At 72.0% G+C, this 19,195-nt stretch carries 15 protein-coding genes; 14 read left to right on the forward strand and 1 reads right to left on the reverse strand.

All coding sequences use genetic code 11. The features are described from left to right. Positions 1-100: 100 nt before the first annotated feature. The 13 genes from OG199_RS33685 to OG199_RS33745 all read left to right on the forward strand — a co-directional run bounded on the left by OG199_RS33685 (position 101) and on the right by OG199_RS33745 (position 16,410). Positions 101-1,078, forward strand: a complete 978-nt coding sequence (locus tag OG199_RS33685) for an aspartate carbamoyltransferase catalytic subunit (protein WP_356809250.1) — start codon at positions 101-103, stop codon at positions 1,076-1,078. A gap of 5 nt (positions 1,079-1,083) precedes the next feature. Beyond that, entirely contained in the window at positions 1,084-2,370 is a 1,287-nt protein-coding gene (locus OG199_RS33690; RefSeq protein ID WP_405832624.1) for a dihydroorotase, read from the forward strand. Positions 2,371-2,384: 14 nt separating this feature from the next. Then, complete coding sequence (locus tag OG199_RS33695) at positions 2,385-2,948, forward strand: hypothetical protein (RefSeq protein WP_405834757.1); 564 nt, start codon at positions 2,385-2,387, stop codon at positions 2,946-2,948. Continuing rightward, on the forward strand, positions 2,945-4,102 hold the full coding sequence (gene carA / locus OG199_RS33700; protein ID WP_402176728.1) for a glutamine-hydrolyzing carbamoyl-phosphate synthase small subunit: 1,158 nt from the start codon (positions 2,945-2,947) through the stop codon (positions 4,100-4,102). The genes OG199_RS33695 and carA overlap by 4 nt, the downstream gene beginning before the upstream one ends. Continuing rightward, a complete protein-coding gene (gene carB / locus OG199_RS33705; RefSeq protein WP_401802642.1) occupies positions 4,095-7,403 on the forward strand; it encodes a carbamoyl-phosphate synthase large subunit in 3,309 nt (1,102 codons plus the stop codon). The genes carA and carB overlap by 8 nt, the downstream gene beginning before the upstream one ends. A 71-nt stretch (positions 7,404-7,474) precedes the next feature. Continuing rightward, positions 7,475-8,581, forward strand: a complete 1,107-nt coding sequence (locus tag OG199_RS33710) for a quinone-dependent dihydroorotate dehydrogenase (RefSeq protein ID WP_405832627.1) — start codon at positions 7,475-7,477, stop codon at positions 8,579-8,581. Further along, positions 8,578-9,420 (forward strand): orotidine-5'-phosphate decarboxylase, encoded by an 843-nt coding sequence (pyrF, locus tag OG199_RS33715; protein ID WP_405832629.1) that lies wholly within the window; start codon positions 8,578-8,580, stop codon positions 9,418-9,420. The genes OG199_RS33710 and pyrF overlap by 4 nt, the downstream gene beginning before the upstream one ends. Positions 9,421-9,785: 365 nt before the next feature. Continuing rightward, on the forward strand, positions 9,786-10,109 hold the full coding sequence (locus OG199_RS33720) for an integration host factor (protein ID WP_016638838.1): 324 nt from the start codon (positions 9,786-9,788) through the stop codon (positions 10,107-10,109). 37 nt (positions 10,110-10,146) lie between these two features. Further along, complete coding sequence (gmk, locus tag OG199_RS33725) at positions 10,147-10,704, forward strand: guanylate kinase (protein ID WP_266697699.1); 558 nt, start codon at positions 10,147-10,149, stop codon at positions 10,702-10,704. A gap of 37 nt (positions 10,705-10,741) precedes the next feature. Beyond that, a complete protein-coding gene (gene rpoZ, locus OG199_RS33730; protein WP_003982715.1) occupies positions 10,742-11,014 on the forward strand; it encodes a DNA-directed RNA polymerase subunit omega in 273 nt (90 codons plus the stop codon). Positions 11,015-11,128: 114 nt separating this feature from the next. After that, positions 11,129-12,331 carry a bifunctional phosphopantothenoylcysteine decarboxylase/phosphopantothenate--cysteine ligase CoaBC gene (coaBC, locus tag OG199_RS33735; RefSeq protein WP_405832631.1) on the forward strand — a complete coding sequence of 401 codons (1,203 nt, stop codon included), beginning with the start codon at positions 11,129-11,131 and terminating at the stop codon, positions 12,329-12,331. 241 nt (positions 12,332-12,572) lie between these two features. Further along, the gene (gene metK / locus OG199_RS33740; RefSeq protein ID WP_266697692.1) at positions 12,573-13,781 is read left to right on the forward strand and encodes a methionine adenosyltransferase; all 1,209 of its coding nucleotides are present in this window, start codon (positions 12,573-12,575) and stop codon (positions 13,779-13,781) included. A gap of 481 nt (positions 13,782-14,262) precedes the next feature. Next, positions 14,263-16,410, forward strand: a complete 2,148-nt coding sequence (locus tag OG199_RS33745; protein WP_405832633.1) for a primosomal protein N' — start codon at positions 14,263-14,265, stop codon at positions 16,408-16,410. A 76-nt stretch (positions 16,411-16,486) separates the two neighbouring features. Here the strand turns inward: OG199_RS33745 and OG199_RS33750 are convergent, their stop codons facing one another. After that, positions 16,487-17,029 carry a hypothetical protein gene (locus OG199_RS33750; protein ID WP_356805565.1) on the reverse strand — a complete coding sequence of 181 codons (543 nt, stop codon included), beginning with the start codon at positions 17,027-17,029 and terminating at the stop codon, positions 16,487-16,489. Positions 17,030-17,422: 393 nt separating this feature from the next. Between OG199_RS33750 and fmt the strand changes: the two genes are divergently transcribed. Continuing rightward, positions 17,423-18,355, forward strand: coding sequence for a methionyl-tRNA formyltransferase (gene fmt, locus OG199_RS33755; RefSeq protein WP_356805567.1), 933 nt, complete (start codon positions 17,423-17,425; stop codon positions 18,353-18,355). Positions 18,356-19,195: the final 840 nt, after the last annotated feature.

Genomic DNA, 19,195 nt, shown 5'->3' on the forward strand with positions numbered 1-19,195 from the left:
CCGAGTGCGCCTGCGCGCCCGCACGCCCGCCGCGGCGCTCCCGGGGCACACCCCCGCGGCGCCCGCCTCCCGAACTGAACTGCCTTACGGAGCCTGACAGATGCAGCGTCATCTCATCTCGGCCGCCGACCTCACCCGCGACGACGCCGTCCTGATCCTCGACACCGCCGAGGAGATGGCCCGGGTCGCCGACCGGCCGATCAAGAAGCTGCCGACCCTGCGCGGCCGCACCGTCGTCAACCTCTTCTTCGAGGACTCGACCCGCACCCGGATCTCCTTCGAGGCCGCGGAGAAGCGCCTCTCCGCGGACGTCATCAACTTCACCGCCAAGGGATCGAGCGTCTCCAAGGGCGAGTCCCTCAAGGACACCGCCCAGACCCTCGAAGCCATGGGCGTCGACGCCGTCGTCATCCGGCACGGCGCCTCCGGAGCCCCGTACCGGCTCGCCACCTCCGGCTGGATCGACGCGGCCGTGATCAACGCGGGCGACGGCACCCACCAGCACCCCACACAGGCCCTGCTGGACGCCTTCACCATGCGCCGCCGCCTGGTCGGCCGCGACGCCGGGATCGGCCAGGACCTGGCCGGCAAGCGCATCACGATCGTCGGTGACGTCCTGCACAGCCGCGTCGCCCGTTCCAACGTCGACCTGCTGCACACCCTCGGCGCCGAGGTCACCCTCGTCGCACCGCCGACGCTGGTGCCGGTCGGCGTCGGATCCTGGCCCTGCGAGGTCTCGTACGACCTCGACAGCACGCTCGCCAAGTCCGACGCGGTGATGATGCTGCGCGTCCAGCGCGAGCGGATGAACGCGGCCTTCTTCCCGACCGAGCGCGAGTACTCGCGCCGCTACGGGCTCGACGGCGACCGCATGGCGAAGATGCCCGAGCACGCCATCGTGATGCACCCCGGCCCGATGGTCCGCGGCATGGAGATCACCGCCGAGGTGGCCGACTCCGATCGCTGCACCGTCGTGGAGCAGGTCGCCAACGGTGTCTCCATCCGCATGGCCGTCCTGTACCTCCTGCTGGGCGGCAACGAGCCCGCCGTCACCCACACCCGCACCGAGGAGAAGTAAGAAGAATGAGCAAGATCCTGATCCGTGGTGCGAAGGTGCTCGGCGGCGAGCCGCAGGACGTCCTGATCGACGGCGACACGATCGCCGCGGTCGGCACCGGACTGCCGGCGGAGGGCGCCGAGGTCGTCGAGGCGGACGGCAAGGTGCTCCTGCCGGGCCTCGTCGACCTGCACACCCATCTGCGCGAGCCCGGCCGTGAGGACTCCGAGACCGTCCTGACCGGCACGCGGGCGGCGGCGAGCGGCGGCTACACCGCTGTGTTCGCCATGGCCAACACCTTCCCGGTCGCCGACACCGCCGGCGTCGTCGAGCAGGTCTACCGGCTCGGCCGGGAGCACGGCTACTGCGACGTGCAGCCCATCGGCGCCGTGACGGTCGGCCTGGAGGGCAGGAAGCTCGCCGAGCTCGGCGCCATGCACGAGTCCGCCGCCGGCGTCACGGTCTTCTCGGACGACGGCAAGTGCGTGGACGACGCGGTGATCATGCGCCGGGCGCTGGAGTACGTGAAGGCCTTCGGCGGCGTCGTGGCCCAGCACGCGCAGGAACCCCGCCTCACCGAGGGCGCCCAGATGAACGAGGGCGTCGTCTCCGCCGAACTCGGCCTCGGAGGCTGGCCGGCGGTGGCCGAGGAATCGATCATCGCCCGGGACGTCCTGCTCGCCGAGCACGTCGGCTCGCGCGTCCACATCTGCCACCTGTCGACCGCCGGCAGCGTCGAGATCGTGCGCTGGGCCAAGTCCCGCGGCATCGACGTGACCGCCGAGGTCACCCCGCACCACCTCCTCCTCACCGACGAGCTGGTCCGCACCTACAACCCGGTCTACAAGGTCAACCCGCCGCTGCGGACCGAGCGTGACGTGACGGCCCTGCGCGAGGCGCTCGCCGACGGCACGATCGACATCGTCGCCACCGACCACGCGCCGCACCCGCACGAGGACAAGGACTGCGAGTGGGCCGCCGCCGCCATGGGCATGGTGGGCCTCGAGACCGCGCTGTCCGTCGTCCAGCAGACGATGGTCGAGACCGGTCTGCTCGACTGGGCAGGCGTCGCCGACCGGATGTCCTCCGCTCCCGCCCGCATCGGGCGGGCCGACGGGCACGGCCGCCCCGTCTCGGCAGGCGAGCCCGCCAACCTCACGCTCGTCGACACCGCATACCGTGGGTCCGTGGACCCCGCGGGCTTCGCCTCGCGCAGCCGCAACACCCCCTACGAGGGCCGTGAGCTGCCGGGCCGGGTCACCCACACGTGGCTGCGGGGCAAGGCCACCCTCGTCGACGGGAAGCTCGCGTGACACCTCTCATCCCGATGGCCGCCTCCCTGGCTGCCGAACAGAAGTCGGCCGAAGTGACCGACTGGGCCGCCCGGATCGGCTGGCTCGTCGGACTGGTCCTCTTCGTCGCCCTCGTCTACTGGCTGATGCGCGAGGGCTGGAAGTGGCGCGGCACCCTCCAGGGCGACCTGCCGGAGCTGCCCACCGCGCCGGACGACCCCGGTCCGGCGAGACTGGGCATGAGCGGCCGCTACCACGGTTCCACCACCGCCGGGCAGTGGCTCGACCGCATCGTCGCGCACGGCCTGGGCACCCGCAGCCGGGTCGAGCTCACGCTGACGGACGCGGGACTGGACGTCGTACGCCCCGGCGCGACCGACTTCTTCGTCCCCGCCGAGGCACTGCGCGAGGCCCGGCTCGACAAGGGCATCGCCGGAAAGGTCCTCACCGAGGGCGGCCTGCTCGTCGTCACCTGGGCACACGGCGACCGGCTGATCGACTCCGGCTTCCGCTCCGACCGCGCGGCCGAGCACGGCGAGTGGGTCGACACCCTGAACAACATGATCAGCAAGAGCAACGACACGGAAGGCGCACGATGACGACCTCCATCCAGGGAGCCGCCTCGCAGAGGCACAAGGCGGCTCCCGCCGTACTCGTCCTGGAGGACGGCCGGATCTTCCGCGGCCGCGCCTACGGGGCCACGGGGGTGACCTTCGGCGAGGCCGTGTTCTCCACCGGGATGACCGGCTACCAGGAAACCCTCACCGACCCGTCGTACCACCGCCAGGTCGTCGTCATGACCGCCCCGCACGTCGGCAACACCGGTGTGAACGACGAGGACCCCGAGTCGAAGCGGATCTGGGTCGCCGGCTACGTCGTCCGCGACCCCGCCCGCGTGCCCTCCAACTGGCGCTCCCGCCGCTCCCTCGACGACGAACTGCGCGCGCAGGGCGTCGTCGGCATCAGCGGCGTCGACACCCGTGCCCTCACCCGCCACCTCCGCGAGCGCGGCGCCATGCGCGTCGGCATCTTCTCCGGCAACGCGCTGCCCGACGAGGGCACGATGCTCGGCGAGGTGCGCCAGGCACCCGAGATGGAGGGCGCGAACCTCGCCGCGGAGGTCGCCACCAAGGAGGCGTACGTCGTCCCGGCGATCGGCGAGAAGCGGTTCACCGTCGCCGCCGTCGACCTGGGCATCAAGGGCATGACCCCGCTCCGGATGGCCGAGCGCGGCATCGAGGTGCACGTACTCCCCGCCACGGCCACCGCCGAGGACGTGTACGCCGTGAACCCCGACGGAGTCTTCTTCTCCAACGGTCCCGGTGACCCGGCCACCGCCGACGGCCCGGTCTCCGTGATGCAGGAGGTGCTCGCCCGCAGGACGCCCCTCTTCGGCATCTGCTTCGGCAACCAGATCCTCGGCCGCGCGCTCGGCTTCGGCACCTACAAGCTGAAGTACGGCCACCGCGGCATCAACCAGCCCGTGCAGGACCGCACGACCGGCAAGGTCGAGGTCACCGCGCACAACCACGGCTTCGCCGTCGACGCGCCGCTCGACGAGGTCTCCGAGACCCCCTACGGCCGCGCCGAGGTCTCCCACGTCTGCCTGAACGACCAGGTCGTCGAGGGACTCCACCTCCTCGACCGGCCGGCCTTCAGCGTCCAGTACCACCCCGAAGCGGCAGCCGGCCCGCACGACGCCGCCTACCTGTTCGACCGCTTCGTATCCCTGATGGAGGGCCAGCGTGCCTAAGCGCACCGATATCCAGTCCGTCCTGGTCATCGGCTCCGGCCCGATCGTCATCGGCCAGGCCGCCGAGTTCGACTACTCCGGCACCCAGGCGTGCCGCGTCCTGCGCGCCGAGGGCCTGCGGGTCGTCCTGGTCAACTCCAACCCGGCGACGATCATGACCGACCCGGAGATCGCCGACGCCACCTACGTCGAGCCGATCACCCCGGAGTTCGTCGAGAAGATCATCGCCAAGGAGCGCCCGGACGCGCTCCTGCCCACCCTCGGCGGTCAGACCGCCCTCAACACGGCGATCTCGCTGCACGACGCCGGAACGCTCGACAAGTACGGCGTCGAGCTCATCGGCGCCAACGTCGAGGCGATCAACAAGGGCGAGGACCGCGACCTCTTCAAGGGCGTCGTCGAGGCCGTGCGCGAGAAGATCGGGCACGGCGAGTCCGCCAGCTCCGTCATCTGCCACTCCATGGACGACGTGCTGGCGGGCGTCGAGACGCTCGGCGGGTACCCCGTCGTCGTCCGCCCCTCCTTCACCATGGGCGGCGCCGGCTCCGGCTTCGCGCACGACGAGGAGGAACTGCGCCGCATCGCCGGCCAGGGCCTGACGCTCTCCCCGACCACCGAGGTGCTCCTGGAGGAGTCCATCCTCGGCTGGAAGGAGTACGAGCTGGAGCTGATGCGCGACAAGCACGACAACGTCGTGGTCGTCTGCTCCATCGAGAACTTCGACCCCATGGGCGTGCACACCGGTGACTCGATCACCGTCGCCCCGGCGATGACGCTCACCGACCGCGAGTACCAGATCCTGCGGGACATCGGCATCGCCGTCATCCGCGAGGTCGGCGTCGACACCGGCGGCTGCAACATCCAGTTCGCGGTGAACCCCGAGGACGGCCGGGTGATCGTCATCGAGATGAACCCGCGCGTCTCCCGCTCCTCGGCGCTGGCCTCCAAGGCGACCGGCTTCCCGATCGCCAAGATCGCCGCGAAGCTCGCCGTCGGCTACACGCTCGACGAGATCCCGAACGACATCACCGAGCAGACCCCGGCCTCCTTCGAACCGACGCTCGACTACGTGGTGGTCAAGGCCCCGCGCTTCGCCTTCGAGAAGTTCCCGAGCGCCGACTCCACCCTCACCACGACCATGAAGTCGGTCGGCGAGGCCATGGCGATCGGCCGCAACTTCACCGAGGCGCTGCAGAAGGCGCTGCGGTCGCTGGAGAAGAAGGGCTCGCAGTTCACCTTCGTGGGCGAGCCGGGCGACAAGGCCGAACTGCTGGCCGAGGCCGTGCGGCCGACCGACGGGCGCATCAACTCCGTCATGCAGGCCATCCGCGCGGGCGCCACGCCCGAGGAGGTCTTCGAGTCGACGAAGATCGACCCGTGGTTCGTGGACCAGCTCTTCCTGATCAAGGAGATCGCGGACGAGCTGGCCGGCGCCGACAAGCTCCACCCCGAACTGCTCGCCGAGGCCAAGCGGCACGGCTTCTCCGACGTTCAGATCGCCGAGATCCGCGGGCTGCGCGAGGACGTCGTGCGCGAGGTGCGGCACGCGCTGGGCGTGCGCCCGGTGTACAAGACGGTCGACACCTGCGCCGCCGAGTTCGCGGCGAAGACGCCGTACTTCTACTCCTCCTACGACGAGGAGACCGAGGTCGCCCCGCGCGAGAAGCCCGCGGTCATCATCCTCGGCTCGGGACCGAACCGCATCGGCCAGGGCATCGAGTTCGACTACTCCTGCGTCCACGCCTCCTTCGCGCTCGGCGACGCGGGCTACGAGACCGTGATGGTCAACTGCAACCCCGAGACCGTCTCCACCGACTACGACACCTCCGACCGTCTGTACTTCGAGCCGCTGACGCTGGAGGACGTACTGGAGATCGTGCACGCGGAGTCGCTGGCCGGGCCCCTCGCGGGTGTGATCGTGCAGCTCGGCGGCCAGACCCCGCTCGGGCTGGCACAGGCCCTCAAGGACAACGGCGTGCCGGTCGTGGGCACCTCCCCGGAGGCGATCCACGCCGCCGAGGACCGCGGCGCCTTCGGACGCGTCCTCGCGGAGGCCGGCCTGCCGGCCCCCAAGCACGGCACCGCCACCACCTTCGTCGAGGCCAAGGCCATCGCCGACGAGATCGGCTACCCCGTCCTCGTACGGCCCTCGTACGTCCTCGGCGGCCGCGGCATGGAGATCGTCTACGACGAGACCCGGCTGTCCTCGTACATCGCCGAGTCGACCGAGATCAGCCCCTCCCGGCCGGTTCTGGTCGACCGCTTCCTCGACGACGCGATCGAGATCGACGTCGACGCGCTCTACGACGGCGAGGAGCTCTACCTCGGCGGCGTCATGGAGCACATCGAGGAGGCCGGCATCCACTCCGGCGACTCCGCGTGCGCCCTGCCGCCGATCACCCTCGGCGGGTTCGACATCAAGCGCCTGCGGGCCTCCACGGAGGCCATCGCCAAGGGCGTCGGCGTCCGCGGCCTGATCAACATCCAGTTCGCCATGGCGGGCGACATCCTGTACGTCCTCGAGGCCAACCCGCGCGCCTCGCGCACCGTTCCCTTCACCTCGAAGGCGACCGCGGTGCCGCTGGCGAAGGCCGCCGCCCGGATCTCGCTGGGCGCGACCGTGGCGGAGCTGCGGGCCGAAGGGCTGCTCCCGGCCCACGGCGACGGCGGCGAACTGCCCCTCGACGCGCCGATCTCCGTCAAGGAGGCCGTCATGCCGTGGTCGCGCTTCCGCGACATCCACGGGCGCGGCGTGGACACCGTCCTCGGCCCGGAGATGCGCTCCACGGGTGAGGTCATGGGCATCGACTCGGTGTTCGGCACCGCCTACGCCAAGTCGCAGGCGGCCGCGTACGGTCCGCTGCCGACCAAGGGCCGCGCCTTCATCTCGGTCGCCAACCGCGACAAGCGTTCGATGATCTTCCCGGCGCGCGAGCTCGTCGCCCACGGCTTCGAGCTGCTCGCCACGTCCGGCACCGCCGAGGTGCTCAAGCGCAACGGCATCAACGCCGCCGTCGTGCGCAAGCAGTCCGAGGGCACCGGCCCGAACGGCGAGCGGACCATCGTCCAGCTCATCCACGACGGCGAGGTCGACCTCATCGTCAACACCCCGTACGGCACCGGTGGCCGCCTCGACGGCTACGAGATCCGTACGGCCGCCGTGGCACGGTCCGTGCCGTGCCTGACGACGGTCCAGGCGCTGGCCGCCGCCGTCCAGGGCATCGACGCGCTCAACCACGGCGACGTGGGCGTGCGCTCCCTCCAGGAACACGCCGAGCATCTGACCGCGGCCCGCGACTAGCAGCCCGGAGAGGGGGACACCGGAAACGGTGTCCCCCTCTTCGTGAGGGCTCCACGTCTTCGTGAGGACTCATGTACAAGATCTTCTTCAACCTCGTCTTCAAGCGGATGGACCCCGAGCGGGCCCACCACCTCGCCTTCCGCTGGATCCGGCTCGCCGCCCGCATCCCCGTCCTGCGCACCTTCGTCGCCGCCGCGCTCGCCCCCCGCTTCGAGGAGCTGCGCACCGAGGCGTTCGGGCTGCGCATGCACGGCCCCTTCGGGCTCGCGGCCGGCTTCGACAAGAACGCCGTCGCCATCGACGGGATGTCGATGCTCGGCTTCGACCACGTCGAGATCGGCACGGTGACGGGCGAGCCGCAGCCGGGCAACCCCAGGAAGCGGCTGTTCCGGCTGGTGCCGGACCGGGCGCTGATCAACCGCATGGGGTTCAACAACGAGGGCTCCGCGGCCGTCTCCGAGCGCCTGGCGGCCCGTACGCCCGTCTTCAGGACCGTCGTCGGCGTCAACATCGGCAAGACCAAGGCCGTCCCCGAGGCGGAGGCCGTCGGCGACTACGTGAAGTCGGCCGAGCGGCTCGCCCGGCACGCCGACTACCTCGTGGTCAACGTGAGCTCCCCGAACACCCCCGGACTGCGCGACCTGCAGGCCACGGAGGCGCTGCGACCCCTGCTCAGCGCCGTCCGCGAGGCCGCCGACCGTGCCGTGACCGACCGGCGTGTGCCGCTCCTCGTCAAGATCGCCCCCGACCTCGCCGACGAGGACATCGACGCGGTCGCCGACCTGGCCGTCGAACTCGGTCTGGACGGGATCATCGCCACGAACACCACCATCGCGAGGGAGGGACTCGGCCTGAAGTCCGGACCCTCCCTCGTCAAGGAGACCGGCGGACTCTCCGGCGCACCGCTGAAGGCCCGCTCCCTGGAGGTGCTGCGCCGCCTCTACGCGCGCGTGGGCGACCGGATGACCCTGATCGGCGTGGGCGGCATCGAGAACGCCGAGGACGCCTGGCAGCGCATCCTGGCCGGCGCCACGCTGGTCCAGGGGTACAGCGCCTTCGTCTACGAGGGGCCCTTCTGGGGCCGCGCGATCCACAAGGGCCTCGCCGCCCGCCTGCGTACGAGCCCGTACGCCACCCTCGCCGACGCGGTCGGCGCCGACGTGAGGAAGCCCGTATGAGCCCGGAACCCTTCGGAGCACGCCTGCGCCGCGCCATGGACGAGCGCGGCCCCCTGTGCGTCGGTATCGACCCGCACGCCTCCCTGCTCGCCGACTGGGGCCTGACCGACGACATCGCCGGACTGGAGCGCTTCAGCCGCACCGTCGTCGAGGCGCTGGCCGAGCGGGTCGCGGTCCTCAAGCCGCAGAGCGCGTTCTTCGAGCGCTTCGGCTCGCGCGGGATCGCCGTCCTGGAGAGGTCGGTCGAGCAGGCGCGGGCGGCCGGGGCGCTGGTCGTCATGGACGCCAAGCGCGGCGACATCGGTTCGACCATGGCCGCGTACGCGGAGACCTTCCTGCGCAAGGACGCGCCGCTGTTCTCGGACGCGCTGACCGTGTCGCCCTACCTGGGCTACGGATCGCTGAAGCCCGCGGTGGAGCTGGCGCGCGAGAGCGGTGCCGGGCTCTTCGTGCTCGCCCTCACCTCCAACCCGGAGGGCGGCGAGGTGCAGCACGCGGTCCGCGAGGACGGCCGCACCGTCGGGGCGACCATGCTGGCCCATCTCGCCGCCGAGAACGCCGCGGAGTCGCCCCTGGGGTCCTTCGGCGCGGTCGTCGGTGCCACCCTGGGCGATCTCTCCTCCTACGACCTGGACATCAACGGGCCGCTCCTGGCGCCGGGAATCGGCGCCCAGGGGGCCACCGCGGCCGATCTCGCGGGAGTCTTCGGGGCGGCGGTGCGCAACGTCGTCCCGAACGTGAGCCGAGGTGTTCTTCGTCACGGTCCCGACGTTCTCGCGCTGCGGGAGTCCGCGGACCGCTTCGCGGAGGAGATCAGGTCCGCGGTCGAGGCCGCCTGAGCCGCCCTTTCCGGGTCCTATCGGGGCCTTCGGGACCTCGGGCCGACCTCCCGCGGGTCCGCGGCGGACCTTCGGCAGTCGTCCGATGGCTGCGTTCGGAGCGGCCCGAGTCTGAATACATCCTCAAATCCGGGGCAGTATGTCGCAAATGCCCGGCTCCAGGGAGGCTGACCAGGACTTTTCCGCTGTTCTCGCTGACTCTGGCGGACTTGCCCGCTAGTCTCCGTCGAGTGGGGGCACCTCCCACGCCCTCTAGGTAGTGGGGGAGAACGGGCAAGCGTGTTGCTCGCAGCTCCCCAGGTGTGGGGCGACTAGGTTCCTCACCGGTCCGTATCCGACAGTTCGACATCCGAGGTGACGTAGGCGTGGCTCTTCCGCCCCTTACCCCTGAACAGCGCGCAGCCGCGCTCGAAAAGGCCGCCGCGGCTCGCCGGGAGCGGGCCGAGGTCAAGAATCGACTCAAGCACTCCGGCGCCTCCCTTCACGAGGTCATCAAGCAGGGCCAGGAGAACGACGTCATCGGCAAGATGAAGGTCTCCGCTCTCCTCGAGTCCCTGCCGGGCGTGGGCAAGGTCCGCGCCAAGCAGATCATGGAGCGACTCGGGATCTCCGAGAGCCGCCGCGTGCGCGGTCTCGGCTCGAACCAGATCGCCTCCTTGGAGCGTGAGTTCGGCGGTTCCGGCGCCTGAGTCCTGGGCACTCCGGGATTACTGGAATAATCGCCGCATGAGTGAACGTCCGCGGCTGACCGTGCTCTCCGGCCCCTCAGGGGTCGGCAAGAGCACGGTCGTCGCTCATATGCGCAAGGAACACCCCGAGGTCTGGCTCTCGGTGTCGGCGACGACCCGCAAGCCGCGCCCCGGTGAGAAGCACGGGGTCCACTACTTCTTCGTCTCGGACGACGAGATGGACAAGCTGATCGCCAACGGCGAGCTCCTGGAGTGGGCCGAATTCGCCGGCAACCGTTACGGGACACCTCGCGCGGCCGTCCTCGAGCACCTGGAGACGGGTGTGCCGGTCCTTCTGGAGATCGACCTCCAGGGCGCCCGGCAGGTCCGCGAGTCCATGCCCGAGGCGCTGCTCGTGTTCCTGGCTCCGCCCTCCTGGGAGGAGCTGGTGCGCAGGCTCACCGGGCGGGGCACCGAACCGCCCGAGGTGATCGAACGCCGTCTGGAGGCCGCCAAGATCGAACTGGCGGCCGAGCCGGAGTTCGACGTCACCCTGGTCAACACCTCCGTCGAGGACGTGGCGCGTGAGCTGCTAGCCTTGATGGAAGTTGTTTGATATTCCAGGTCAATTTCCACCTTTCGGAAGGCAGAGCGTGTCCTCTTCCATCACCGCTCCCGAGGGCATCATCAACCCTCCGATCGACGAGCTCCTCGAGGCCACCGACTCGAAGTACAGCCTCGTGATCTACGCGGCCAAGCGCGCCCGTCAGATCAACGCGTACTACTCGCAGCTCGGCGAGGGCCTCCTCGAGTACGTCGGTCCGCTCGTCGACACCCACGTCCACGAGAAGCCGCTCTCCATCGCCCTGCGCGAGATCAACGCGGGTCTGCTGACGTCCGAGGCCGTTGAGGGCCCCGCGCAGTAGTCCGCTGTTTCACTTCATCCCGGGCCCGGCAGTACGACTGCCGGGCCCGTGGTGTGTCATGGAGTCGTACGTCTTCGAGCCGGGGCGTACGGGTGTCGAGTGTGGGGAGGCCCGGTGGGCAAGCCGAAGGTCGTGCTGGGGGTCAGCGGTGGCATCGCCGCGTACAAGGCGTGCGAGCTGCTGCGCAGGCTGACCGAGTCGGGGCACGACGTGCGGGTCGTACCGACCGCGTCCGCGCTGCACTTCGTGGGCGCCGCCACCTGGTCCGCGCTCTCCGGGCACCCGGTCTCCACCGAGGTCTGGTCGGACGTCCACGAGGTCCCGCACGTCCGCATCGGGCAGCACGCGGACCTGGTGGTGGTGGCCCCCGCGACGGCCGACATGCTCGCCAAGGCCGCCCACGGTCTCGCCGACGACCTCCTGACGAACACCCTGCTCACCGCCCGCTGCCCGGTCGTCTTCGCGCCCGCCATGCACACCGAGATGTGGGAGCACCCGGCCACCCAGGAGAACGTGGCGACGCTCCGCCGCCGCGGCGCCGTCGTCATCGAGCCCGCGGTGGGCCGTCTGACCGGCGTGGACACCGGCAAGGGCCGGCTGCCCGACCCCACGGAGATCTTCGAGGTCTGCCGCCGGGTGCTGGCCCGGGGCGTGCGCGAACCCGACCTCGCCGGCCGCCATGTCGTCGTCAGCGCCGGCGGTACCCGCGAACCGCTCGACCCCGTCCGCTTCCTCGGCAACCGGTCCTCCGGCAAGCAGGGGTACGCCCTCGCCCGCACCGCGGCCGCGCGAGGCGCCCGGGTGACGCTGATCGCCGCTAACACCGGTCTGCCGGACCCGGCGGGCGTGGACGTGGTGCGGGTCGGCACGGCCGTGCAGCTGCGCGAGGCGGTGCTCAAGGCGACCCCGGACGCCGACGCCGTGGTGATGGCGGCGGCCGTGGCGGACTTCCGGCCCGCCGCCTACGCGACGGGGAAGATCAAGAAGAAGGACGGCCAGGAGCCGGAGCCGATCGTCCTGGTCCGTAATCCGGACATCCTCGCCGAGATCTCGGCGGACCGTTCGCGTCCCGGCCAGATCGTGGTCGGTTTCGCCGCCGAGACGGACGACGTCCTCGCCAACGGCCGCGCGAAACTGGAGCGCAAGGGGTGCGATCTCCTCGTGGTGAACGAGGTGGGGGAGCGCAGGACCTTCGGCTCCGAGGAGAACGAGGCCGTGGTGCTGGGTGCCGACGGCAGTGAGACCGCGGTGCCCCACGGACCCAAGGAAGCCCTGGCCGAGACCGTGTGGGATCTGGTGACACGCCGTCTGCGGTAGAGGTTCCCGTCACCTCAACAGGCGCCTCCGTCCGCGCGGAATTCGCTCGCGGTGACCCTGGCGGAGAGCGATCTCCGTAGCGCAGAATGCCCGTGCCGCAGGTCACAGCGCTTCCGAGAAGCGAGACAGGGGGGCCTGTCGGCGAGCGCGACCGATAAACTGTTCTCGGACGACGCCGGGCGCAGCTCCCGTCCCGTCCGCCAATGATCAGCCAGCAGCCGCTGCAACCACAGGGAGCGTTGTGTCCCGTCGCCTGTTCACCTCGGAGTCCGTGACCGAGGGTCACCCCGACAAGATCGCTGACCAGATCAGCGACACCATTCTCGACGCGCTTCTGCGGGAGGACCCGACGTCCCGGGTCGCCGTGGAGACGTTGATCACGACCGGCCTGGTGCACGTGGCCGGAGAGGTCACGACCAAGGCGTACGCGCCGATCGCCCAGCTGGTCCGGGACAAGATCCTCGAGATCGGTTACGACTCGTCGAAGAAGGGCTTCGACGGCGCTTCGTGCGGTGTCTCGGTGTCGATCGGCTCCCAGTCCCCGGACATCGCGCAGGGTGTCGACACGGCGTACGAGTCCCGCGTCGAGGGTGACGAGGACGAGCTCGACAAGCAGGGCGCGGGCGACCAGGGGCTGATGTTCGGGTACGCGACCGACGAGACGCCCAACCTGATGCCGCTGCCGATCCACCTGGCGCACCGGCTCTCGCGCAGGCTCTCCGAGGTCCGCAAGAACGGCACGATCCCCTACCTCCGTCCCGACGGAAAGACCCAGGTCACCATCGAGTACGACGGTGACAAGGCGGTCCGTCTGGACACGGTCGTGGTCTCCTCGCAGCACGCGAGCGACATCGACCTGGACTCGCTGCTCGCACCCGACATCCGCGAGTTCGTGGTGGAGCCGGAGCTCAAGGCCCTCCTCGACGACGGCATCAAGCTGGACACCGAGGGCTACCGCCTGCTGGTCAACCCGACCGGCCGCTTCGAGATCGGCGGCCCGATGGGCGACGCCGGCCTGACCGGTCGCAAGATCATCATCGACACGTACGGCGGCATGGCCCGCCACGGCGGCGGCGCCTTCTCCGGCAAGGACCCGTCCAAGGTCGACCGCTCCGCCGCGTACGCGATGCGCTGGGTCGCCAAGAACGTCGTCGCCGCGGGTCTCGCCACGCGCTGCGAGGTCCAGGTCGCCTACGCCATCGGCAAGGCCGAGCCCGTCGGTCTCTTCGTCGAGACCTTCGGCACCGCGAAGGTCGACGCCGAGAAGATCGAGACCGCCATCACCGAGGTCTTCGACCTCCGCCCGGCGGCCATCATCCGTGACCTCGACCTGCTGCGCCCGATCTACTCCCAGACGGCCGCGTACGGCCACTTCGGCCGGGAGCTGCCCGACTTCACGTGGGAGCGGACGGACCGTGTGGACGCGCTGCGCAGGGCCGTCGGCCTGTAGTCGCCCGCGGCTCGCCGCGTCTTGACGAGGCCCGGTGCCCCCTCAGGGGTGCCGGGCCTCGTCCATGGTTCCTGCCCTGCTCGTGGTTCCTGCCCCGCTCGTGGTTCCCGCGCAGCGCAGTTGGTCCCGCGCCGCCGGGCACGGTCCGCCGTTCGTGCCGACGGTCGGCCCTGATCCGGCGACGGGTCGCGCCGGCCCGGAAAAAGGCCTCGCGCGGACCGCTCCCCGTTCCTACGCTGAGGATCTCCCGGTGCGATGGCCGCGGCTACTTCGGTCGAGCACGTCCCTCGGGCGTGCGGTGAAACTGCAGGCATCATGAGCCGCTGCCGCCTGGATCTCGGGAGAGCCGACGTCGCGGCCGCCCCTTCCTGCCGCTCGCACGGCGCGAAGGCGCGGGCACGGCCCGAGGGCGTTCGCGGTCCGCGGCCGGCCCGATCCCGGGCGCGCGGCGCTGTCAGTGCGGTCTGGTAGGAATACTGCTGTGAGCAGCGCGAACGGGCGGGGTGAGGGTGACGCGGAGGGCGTGCCGCCCGAGCAGCTTGCGCTGATCCGCGAGGGCGTGCGGCAGGCCAGGGCGCCGAAGGCGAAGCCGCGGACCTGGCGCGGCGCCGCGCTGGCCAAGGAACTGCCCGTCGCGCGGGTGCTCGTCGACAAGGGCGTGCTGCATCTCGACCGGTACTTCGACTACGCCGTGCCCGAGGAGCTCGACGCCCAGGCTCAGCCCGGTGTCCGGGTCCGGGTGCGGTTCGGGGCCGGGCGGCACCGGGTGCGGGACGGGCGCCGGGAGGGCGGGGGCCTCATCGACGGCTTCCTCGTCGAGCGGCTGGCCGAGTCCGACTACTCAGGACCGCTCGCCGCACTGGCCCAGGTGGTGTCTCCCGAACCGGTCCTCGGCCCCGAGCTGCTGGGGCTGGCCCGGGCCGTCGCCGACCGGTACGCGGGCAGCCTCGCCGATGTGCTGCAACTCGCCGTGCCGCCGCGCAACGCTCGGGCCGAGGCGAAGCCCTCTCCGGCGCCCTTGCCCGCACCCGACGCGCCCGCGGCGGAGTCCTGGACGCGGTATGCGCGGGGGGCGGCCTTTGTGGAGTCGCTCGCCCGCGGCGGCTCCCCGCGGGCCGTGTGGAACGCACTGCCGGGGCCCGCATGGGCGGAGGAGCTGGCGCGGGCCGTGGGCGCGACGCTCGCCTCGGGACGGGGCGCGCTCGTCGTCGTACCGGACGGCCGGACCGTCTCCCGCGTGGACGCGGCGCTGACCTCGTTGCTGGGGGAGGGGCGGCACGCGGTCCTCACGGCCGAGGCCGGACCCGAGAAGCGCTACCGGGAGTGGCTCGCCGTGCGGCGCGGGTCCGTACGGGCCGTCGTGGGGACGCGCGCCGCCATGTTCGCGCCGGTGCGCGACCTCGGACTCGTCGTTCTGTGGGACGACGGGGACGGCAGTCACAGCGAGCCGCACGCACCCCAGCCGCACGCGCGGGAGGTCCTGCTGCTCCGGGCCGCCCACGACAAATGCGCCTTTCTGCTGGGGAGTTGGAGCTGCACGGTCGAGGCCGCCCAGTTGGTCGAGAGCGGCTGGGCGTTGCCGTTGGCGGCCGAGCGGGACCAGGTGCGGGCGAGCGCGCCGCTGGTACGAACCGTGGGTGACGGGGACCTCGCACGGGACGAGGCGGCCCGGGCCGCCCGGCTGCCCACCCTGGCCTGGCAGGCGGTCAGGGAGGGGCTGCGGCACGGGCCCGTGCTGGTCCAGGTGCCGAGGCGCGGCTACGTACCGAGGATGGCCTGCGCGCAGTGCCGGGCTCCGGCCCGCTGCCGGCACTGCGCAGGTCCCTTGGAGGCGCGGGACGCGAGCGCGCTGCGGTGCACGTGGTGCGGGCGCGACGAGGCGGCCTGGCACTGCCCCGAGTGCGGTGGGTTCCGGCTGCGCGCGCAGATCGTGGGCGCCCGGCGGACCGCCGAGGAGCTGGGCCGGGCCTTTCCGGCGGTGCCGGTCAGGACGTCGGGGCGCGAGCAGGTGCTCGACACGGTGCCGGGGGCACCCGCGCTCGTCGTGTCCACGCCGGGCGCCGAACCCGTCGCGGAGGGCGGATACGCGGCCGCGCTGCTGCTCGACGGCTGGGCGATGCTGTCGCGGCCCGATCTGCGGGCCGGTGAGGAGGCGCTGCGGCGCTGGATCGGGGCCTCGGCGCTGGTGCGCGGGCAGGGAGCGGGCGGCACCGTGGTGGTCGTCGCGGAGCCGACGCTGCGGCCCGTGCAGGCGCTCGTACGGTGGGACCCCGTCGGGCACGCGGTGCGTGAGCTCGCCGAGCGGGCCGAGCTGGGATTTCCGCCGGTGTCACGGATGGCGGCGGTGTCGGGTACGGCCGAGGCGCTCGCCGGTTTTCTCGCGGTGGTCGAACTGCCGGGCGACGCCGAGGTGTTGGGGCCGGTGCCGTTGCCGGTCACCGATGCCGGGCGACCGCGCCGGGTGGGGGCGCCGCCGCCGGGGGAGCGGTGGGAGCGCGCTCTCGTCCGGGTGCCGCCAGGCAGCGGTGCCGCACTGGCGGCCGCGCTGAAGGCCGCACAGGCGGCGCGGATGGCGCGTGGGGGGAGCGAGCCCGTACGGATTCGGATCGATCCGCCGGACATCGGGTGACGGGTGGCCGAGGGGCTGCCTCCCGGGGCGGCGGCGCCGGGAGGCAGGGCGGAGCGTGAGGGACGGGGTACCCGGTTCAGCCGTTGCGCGGTCCCGGGAACGCGGTGGGCCGCACCTCGTCGCGGAGTGTGGGGCTGCCCGCTGTCGGCTGCGTCGGCATGGAGCGGGCGGCGGGGACCGTGGGCACCGCGGGGATGCCGGTGGTGACCGCGACCGGGCGGGCACTCGAAGTCTCGGTGGCGCGCTCGGCCTCCGCGGCGGCCTGGGCGGCGGCGCGACGGGCGCCGTAACGGCGGTGCACCGCCTGCTTGGTGACCCCGAGGGCCGAGCCCACCGCGTCCCACGAGAAGCCCAGCGAGCGGTCGAAGTCCACGGCGGCCGTGACCAGCGTCTCGACGCTGTCGCGTAGCTCCTGGGCGAGACGGACGGTCGGGGCGGGGGCGCGCCCGTAGACGACGAAGCCCGTGGCGGGGCCGGAGCGGCGCGGGCGGTAGACGTTGCCCAGCTGGGCGGTGAGCGTGCGCAGTGCGTCCACCTGCCGGCGGACCCGCTCGATGTCCCGCACCAGCAAGTGCAGGCTGGCCCGAGCCTGGGCGTCGTGGGTTGCGTGGTCGGCCATGAACAAGCCTCTCGAACCGGCGTTGAAAAGGATCGGGCCGCGATCACGGCCCGTTGGTGGTCAACTCTCTCTTGACCAACGCGTTTCCGGGTGAGTGGTCACGCTGCGGGGGCGTAGGGGCATATGCAGAGGGCGCGTCCGGGGGCGTACGCCCCCGGTGCGCACGGCCCGTACGGCGGCGATCACGGCCCGCACGCCCTGTGCGGGGCGTGGGCTGTCGGCGTCGGGACCCGGCGGTACGGGCGTTGGAGCCGGCGTCGGCGCGGGATGTCCGGGAGCGCCCGAGTCCGGTGCCCCCGCGACGCATAGACTGGTGCGCCGCCCCGTACCTCGGCCCCGTCGGCGTGCTCGCGGGGTCTGAAGAGTTCCCGCCCGAGAGGCCAACCGCCACCCATGAAGCTCGTCTTCGCAGGTACCCCCGAGGTCGCCGTCCCCGCTCTGGACGCCCTGATCGCCTCCGGGCGGCACGAGGTGGCCGCCGTCGTCACGCGGCCCGACGCGCCCGCCGGGCGGGGGCGCCGGCTCGTCGCGAGTCCGGTCGCCGAGCGCGCGGCGGAGGCCGGGATCGAGGTGCTGAAGCCGGCCAGGCCGCGGGACGAGGAGTTCCTGGCGCGCCTGAGGGAGATCGGCCCCGACTGCTGCCCCGTGGTGGCGTACGGGGCGCTGCTGCCCCGCGTCGCCCTCGACGTGCCCGCCCACGGCTGGGTCAACCTGCACTTCTCGCTGCTGCCCGCCTGGCGCGGCGCCGCCCCGGTGCAGCACGCGGTGATGGCGGGCGACGAGATCACCGGTGCGTCCACGTTCCTCATCGAGGAGGGGCTCGACTCGGGGCCCGTGTACGGGACCGTCACCGAGGAGGTCCGGCCCACCGACACCAGCGGGGATCTGCTGACCCGGCTGGCCTTCGCCGGTTCCGGACTGCTCCTCGCGACCATGGACGGCATCGAGGACGGCACCCTGAAGGCGGTACCGCAGCCGGCCGACGGCGTCACCCTGGCGCCGAAGATCAGCGTCGAGAACGCCCACGTCGACTGGTCCGCGCCGGCGCTGCGCGTGGACCGGGTGGTACGCGGGTGCACCCCCGCGCCGGGTGCCTGGACCGTCTTCCGCGGCGAGCGGCTCAAGCTCGTCCAGGCCGCGCCGGTGCCCGAGCGCACCGACCTCGCCCCGGGCGAGCTGTCCGTCGGCAAGAACAACGTGTACGTCGGAACCGGTTCGTACGCCGTCGAACTGCTCTGGGTGCAGGCCCAGGGCAAGAAGCCGATGCGCGCCGCCGACTGGGCACGTGGCGTACGGATCTCCTCCGGAGAGGCGCTCGGGGTCTGAGCCGCGCCGGTGGCGTGCCGGGCCCGGCACCGCGCCGGGGCCGGCACCGCGCCGGGGCCGGCACCGGGGCCTCCGGCACCGCGCCGGGGGCCGGCATGGCACCGGGCCCGGCACCGCGCCGGGGGCCGGTCGCTGTACCTGGGCTCGGCCTCGCACCGGGGTCCGGCCTCTGTACCCGGTTTCGGTTTTGCACCGGGGCTCGGTGCTGTGTCGGGGCTTGGTGGCGCTCTGGGTCTTGGCGCGGCGTCGGGGTCCGGTTTCTGTACGCGGTTTCGGTTTTGCACCGGGGCTCGGCGCTGTGTCGGGGCTTGGTGGCGCACTGGGGTCTCGGCGCGGTGCCGGGGCCCGGTCGCTGCATCCGGGCTCGGCATCGCACCGGGCCGCGCGTACGGAGGCTCGGCGTTCGCTGGGTCTCGGCATCGCGTCGGGGCTGGGCGTCGACCGGGGCTCGGCGTCGGGGTCCGGCTGCCGCGCCGCCGGTCCCCTCGGCCGACCGGGGCCGCTCGGTCGGGTCCGCCCAGGTCCCGGGTAGGGCCCGTCAAGGTCCTCGGTCGGGTCCGCCAAGGTCTCGTCCCGATTGGGACCGCCGAGGGCCCTGGGCAGGTCCGCCAAGGTCTCGCCCGGTTGGGCCCGCCGAGGGCCCTGGGCGGGCCCGCCCAGGTCTCGCCCTGGTCGGGACCGCCAAAGTCCCTGGTCGCGATCGCCAAAGTTCCTGGTCGGGACCGTCAAAGTCTCGCCCCGCCGGAGCCGTACAGGGCCGCCGTAGTCTCGGTGGTCCGCGCCCGCCATGGTCCCGTCCTGCCGGGGCCGCCCGTCCGGGGCGGCATGCCCGGTACTTCC

This window comes from Streptomyces sp. NBC_01176, from assembly GCF_045039825.1.
In the GTDB taxonomy this organism is placed as follows: Bacteria; Actinomycetota; Actinomycetes; order Streptomycetales; family Streptomycetaceae; genus Streptomyces.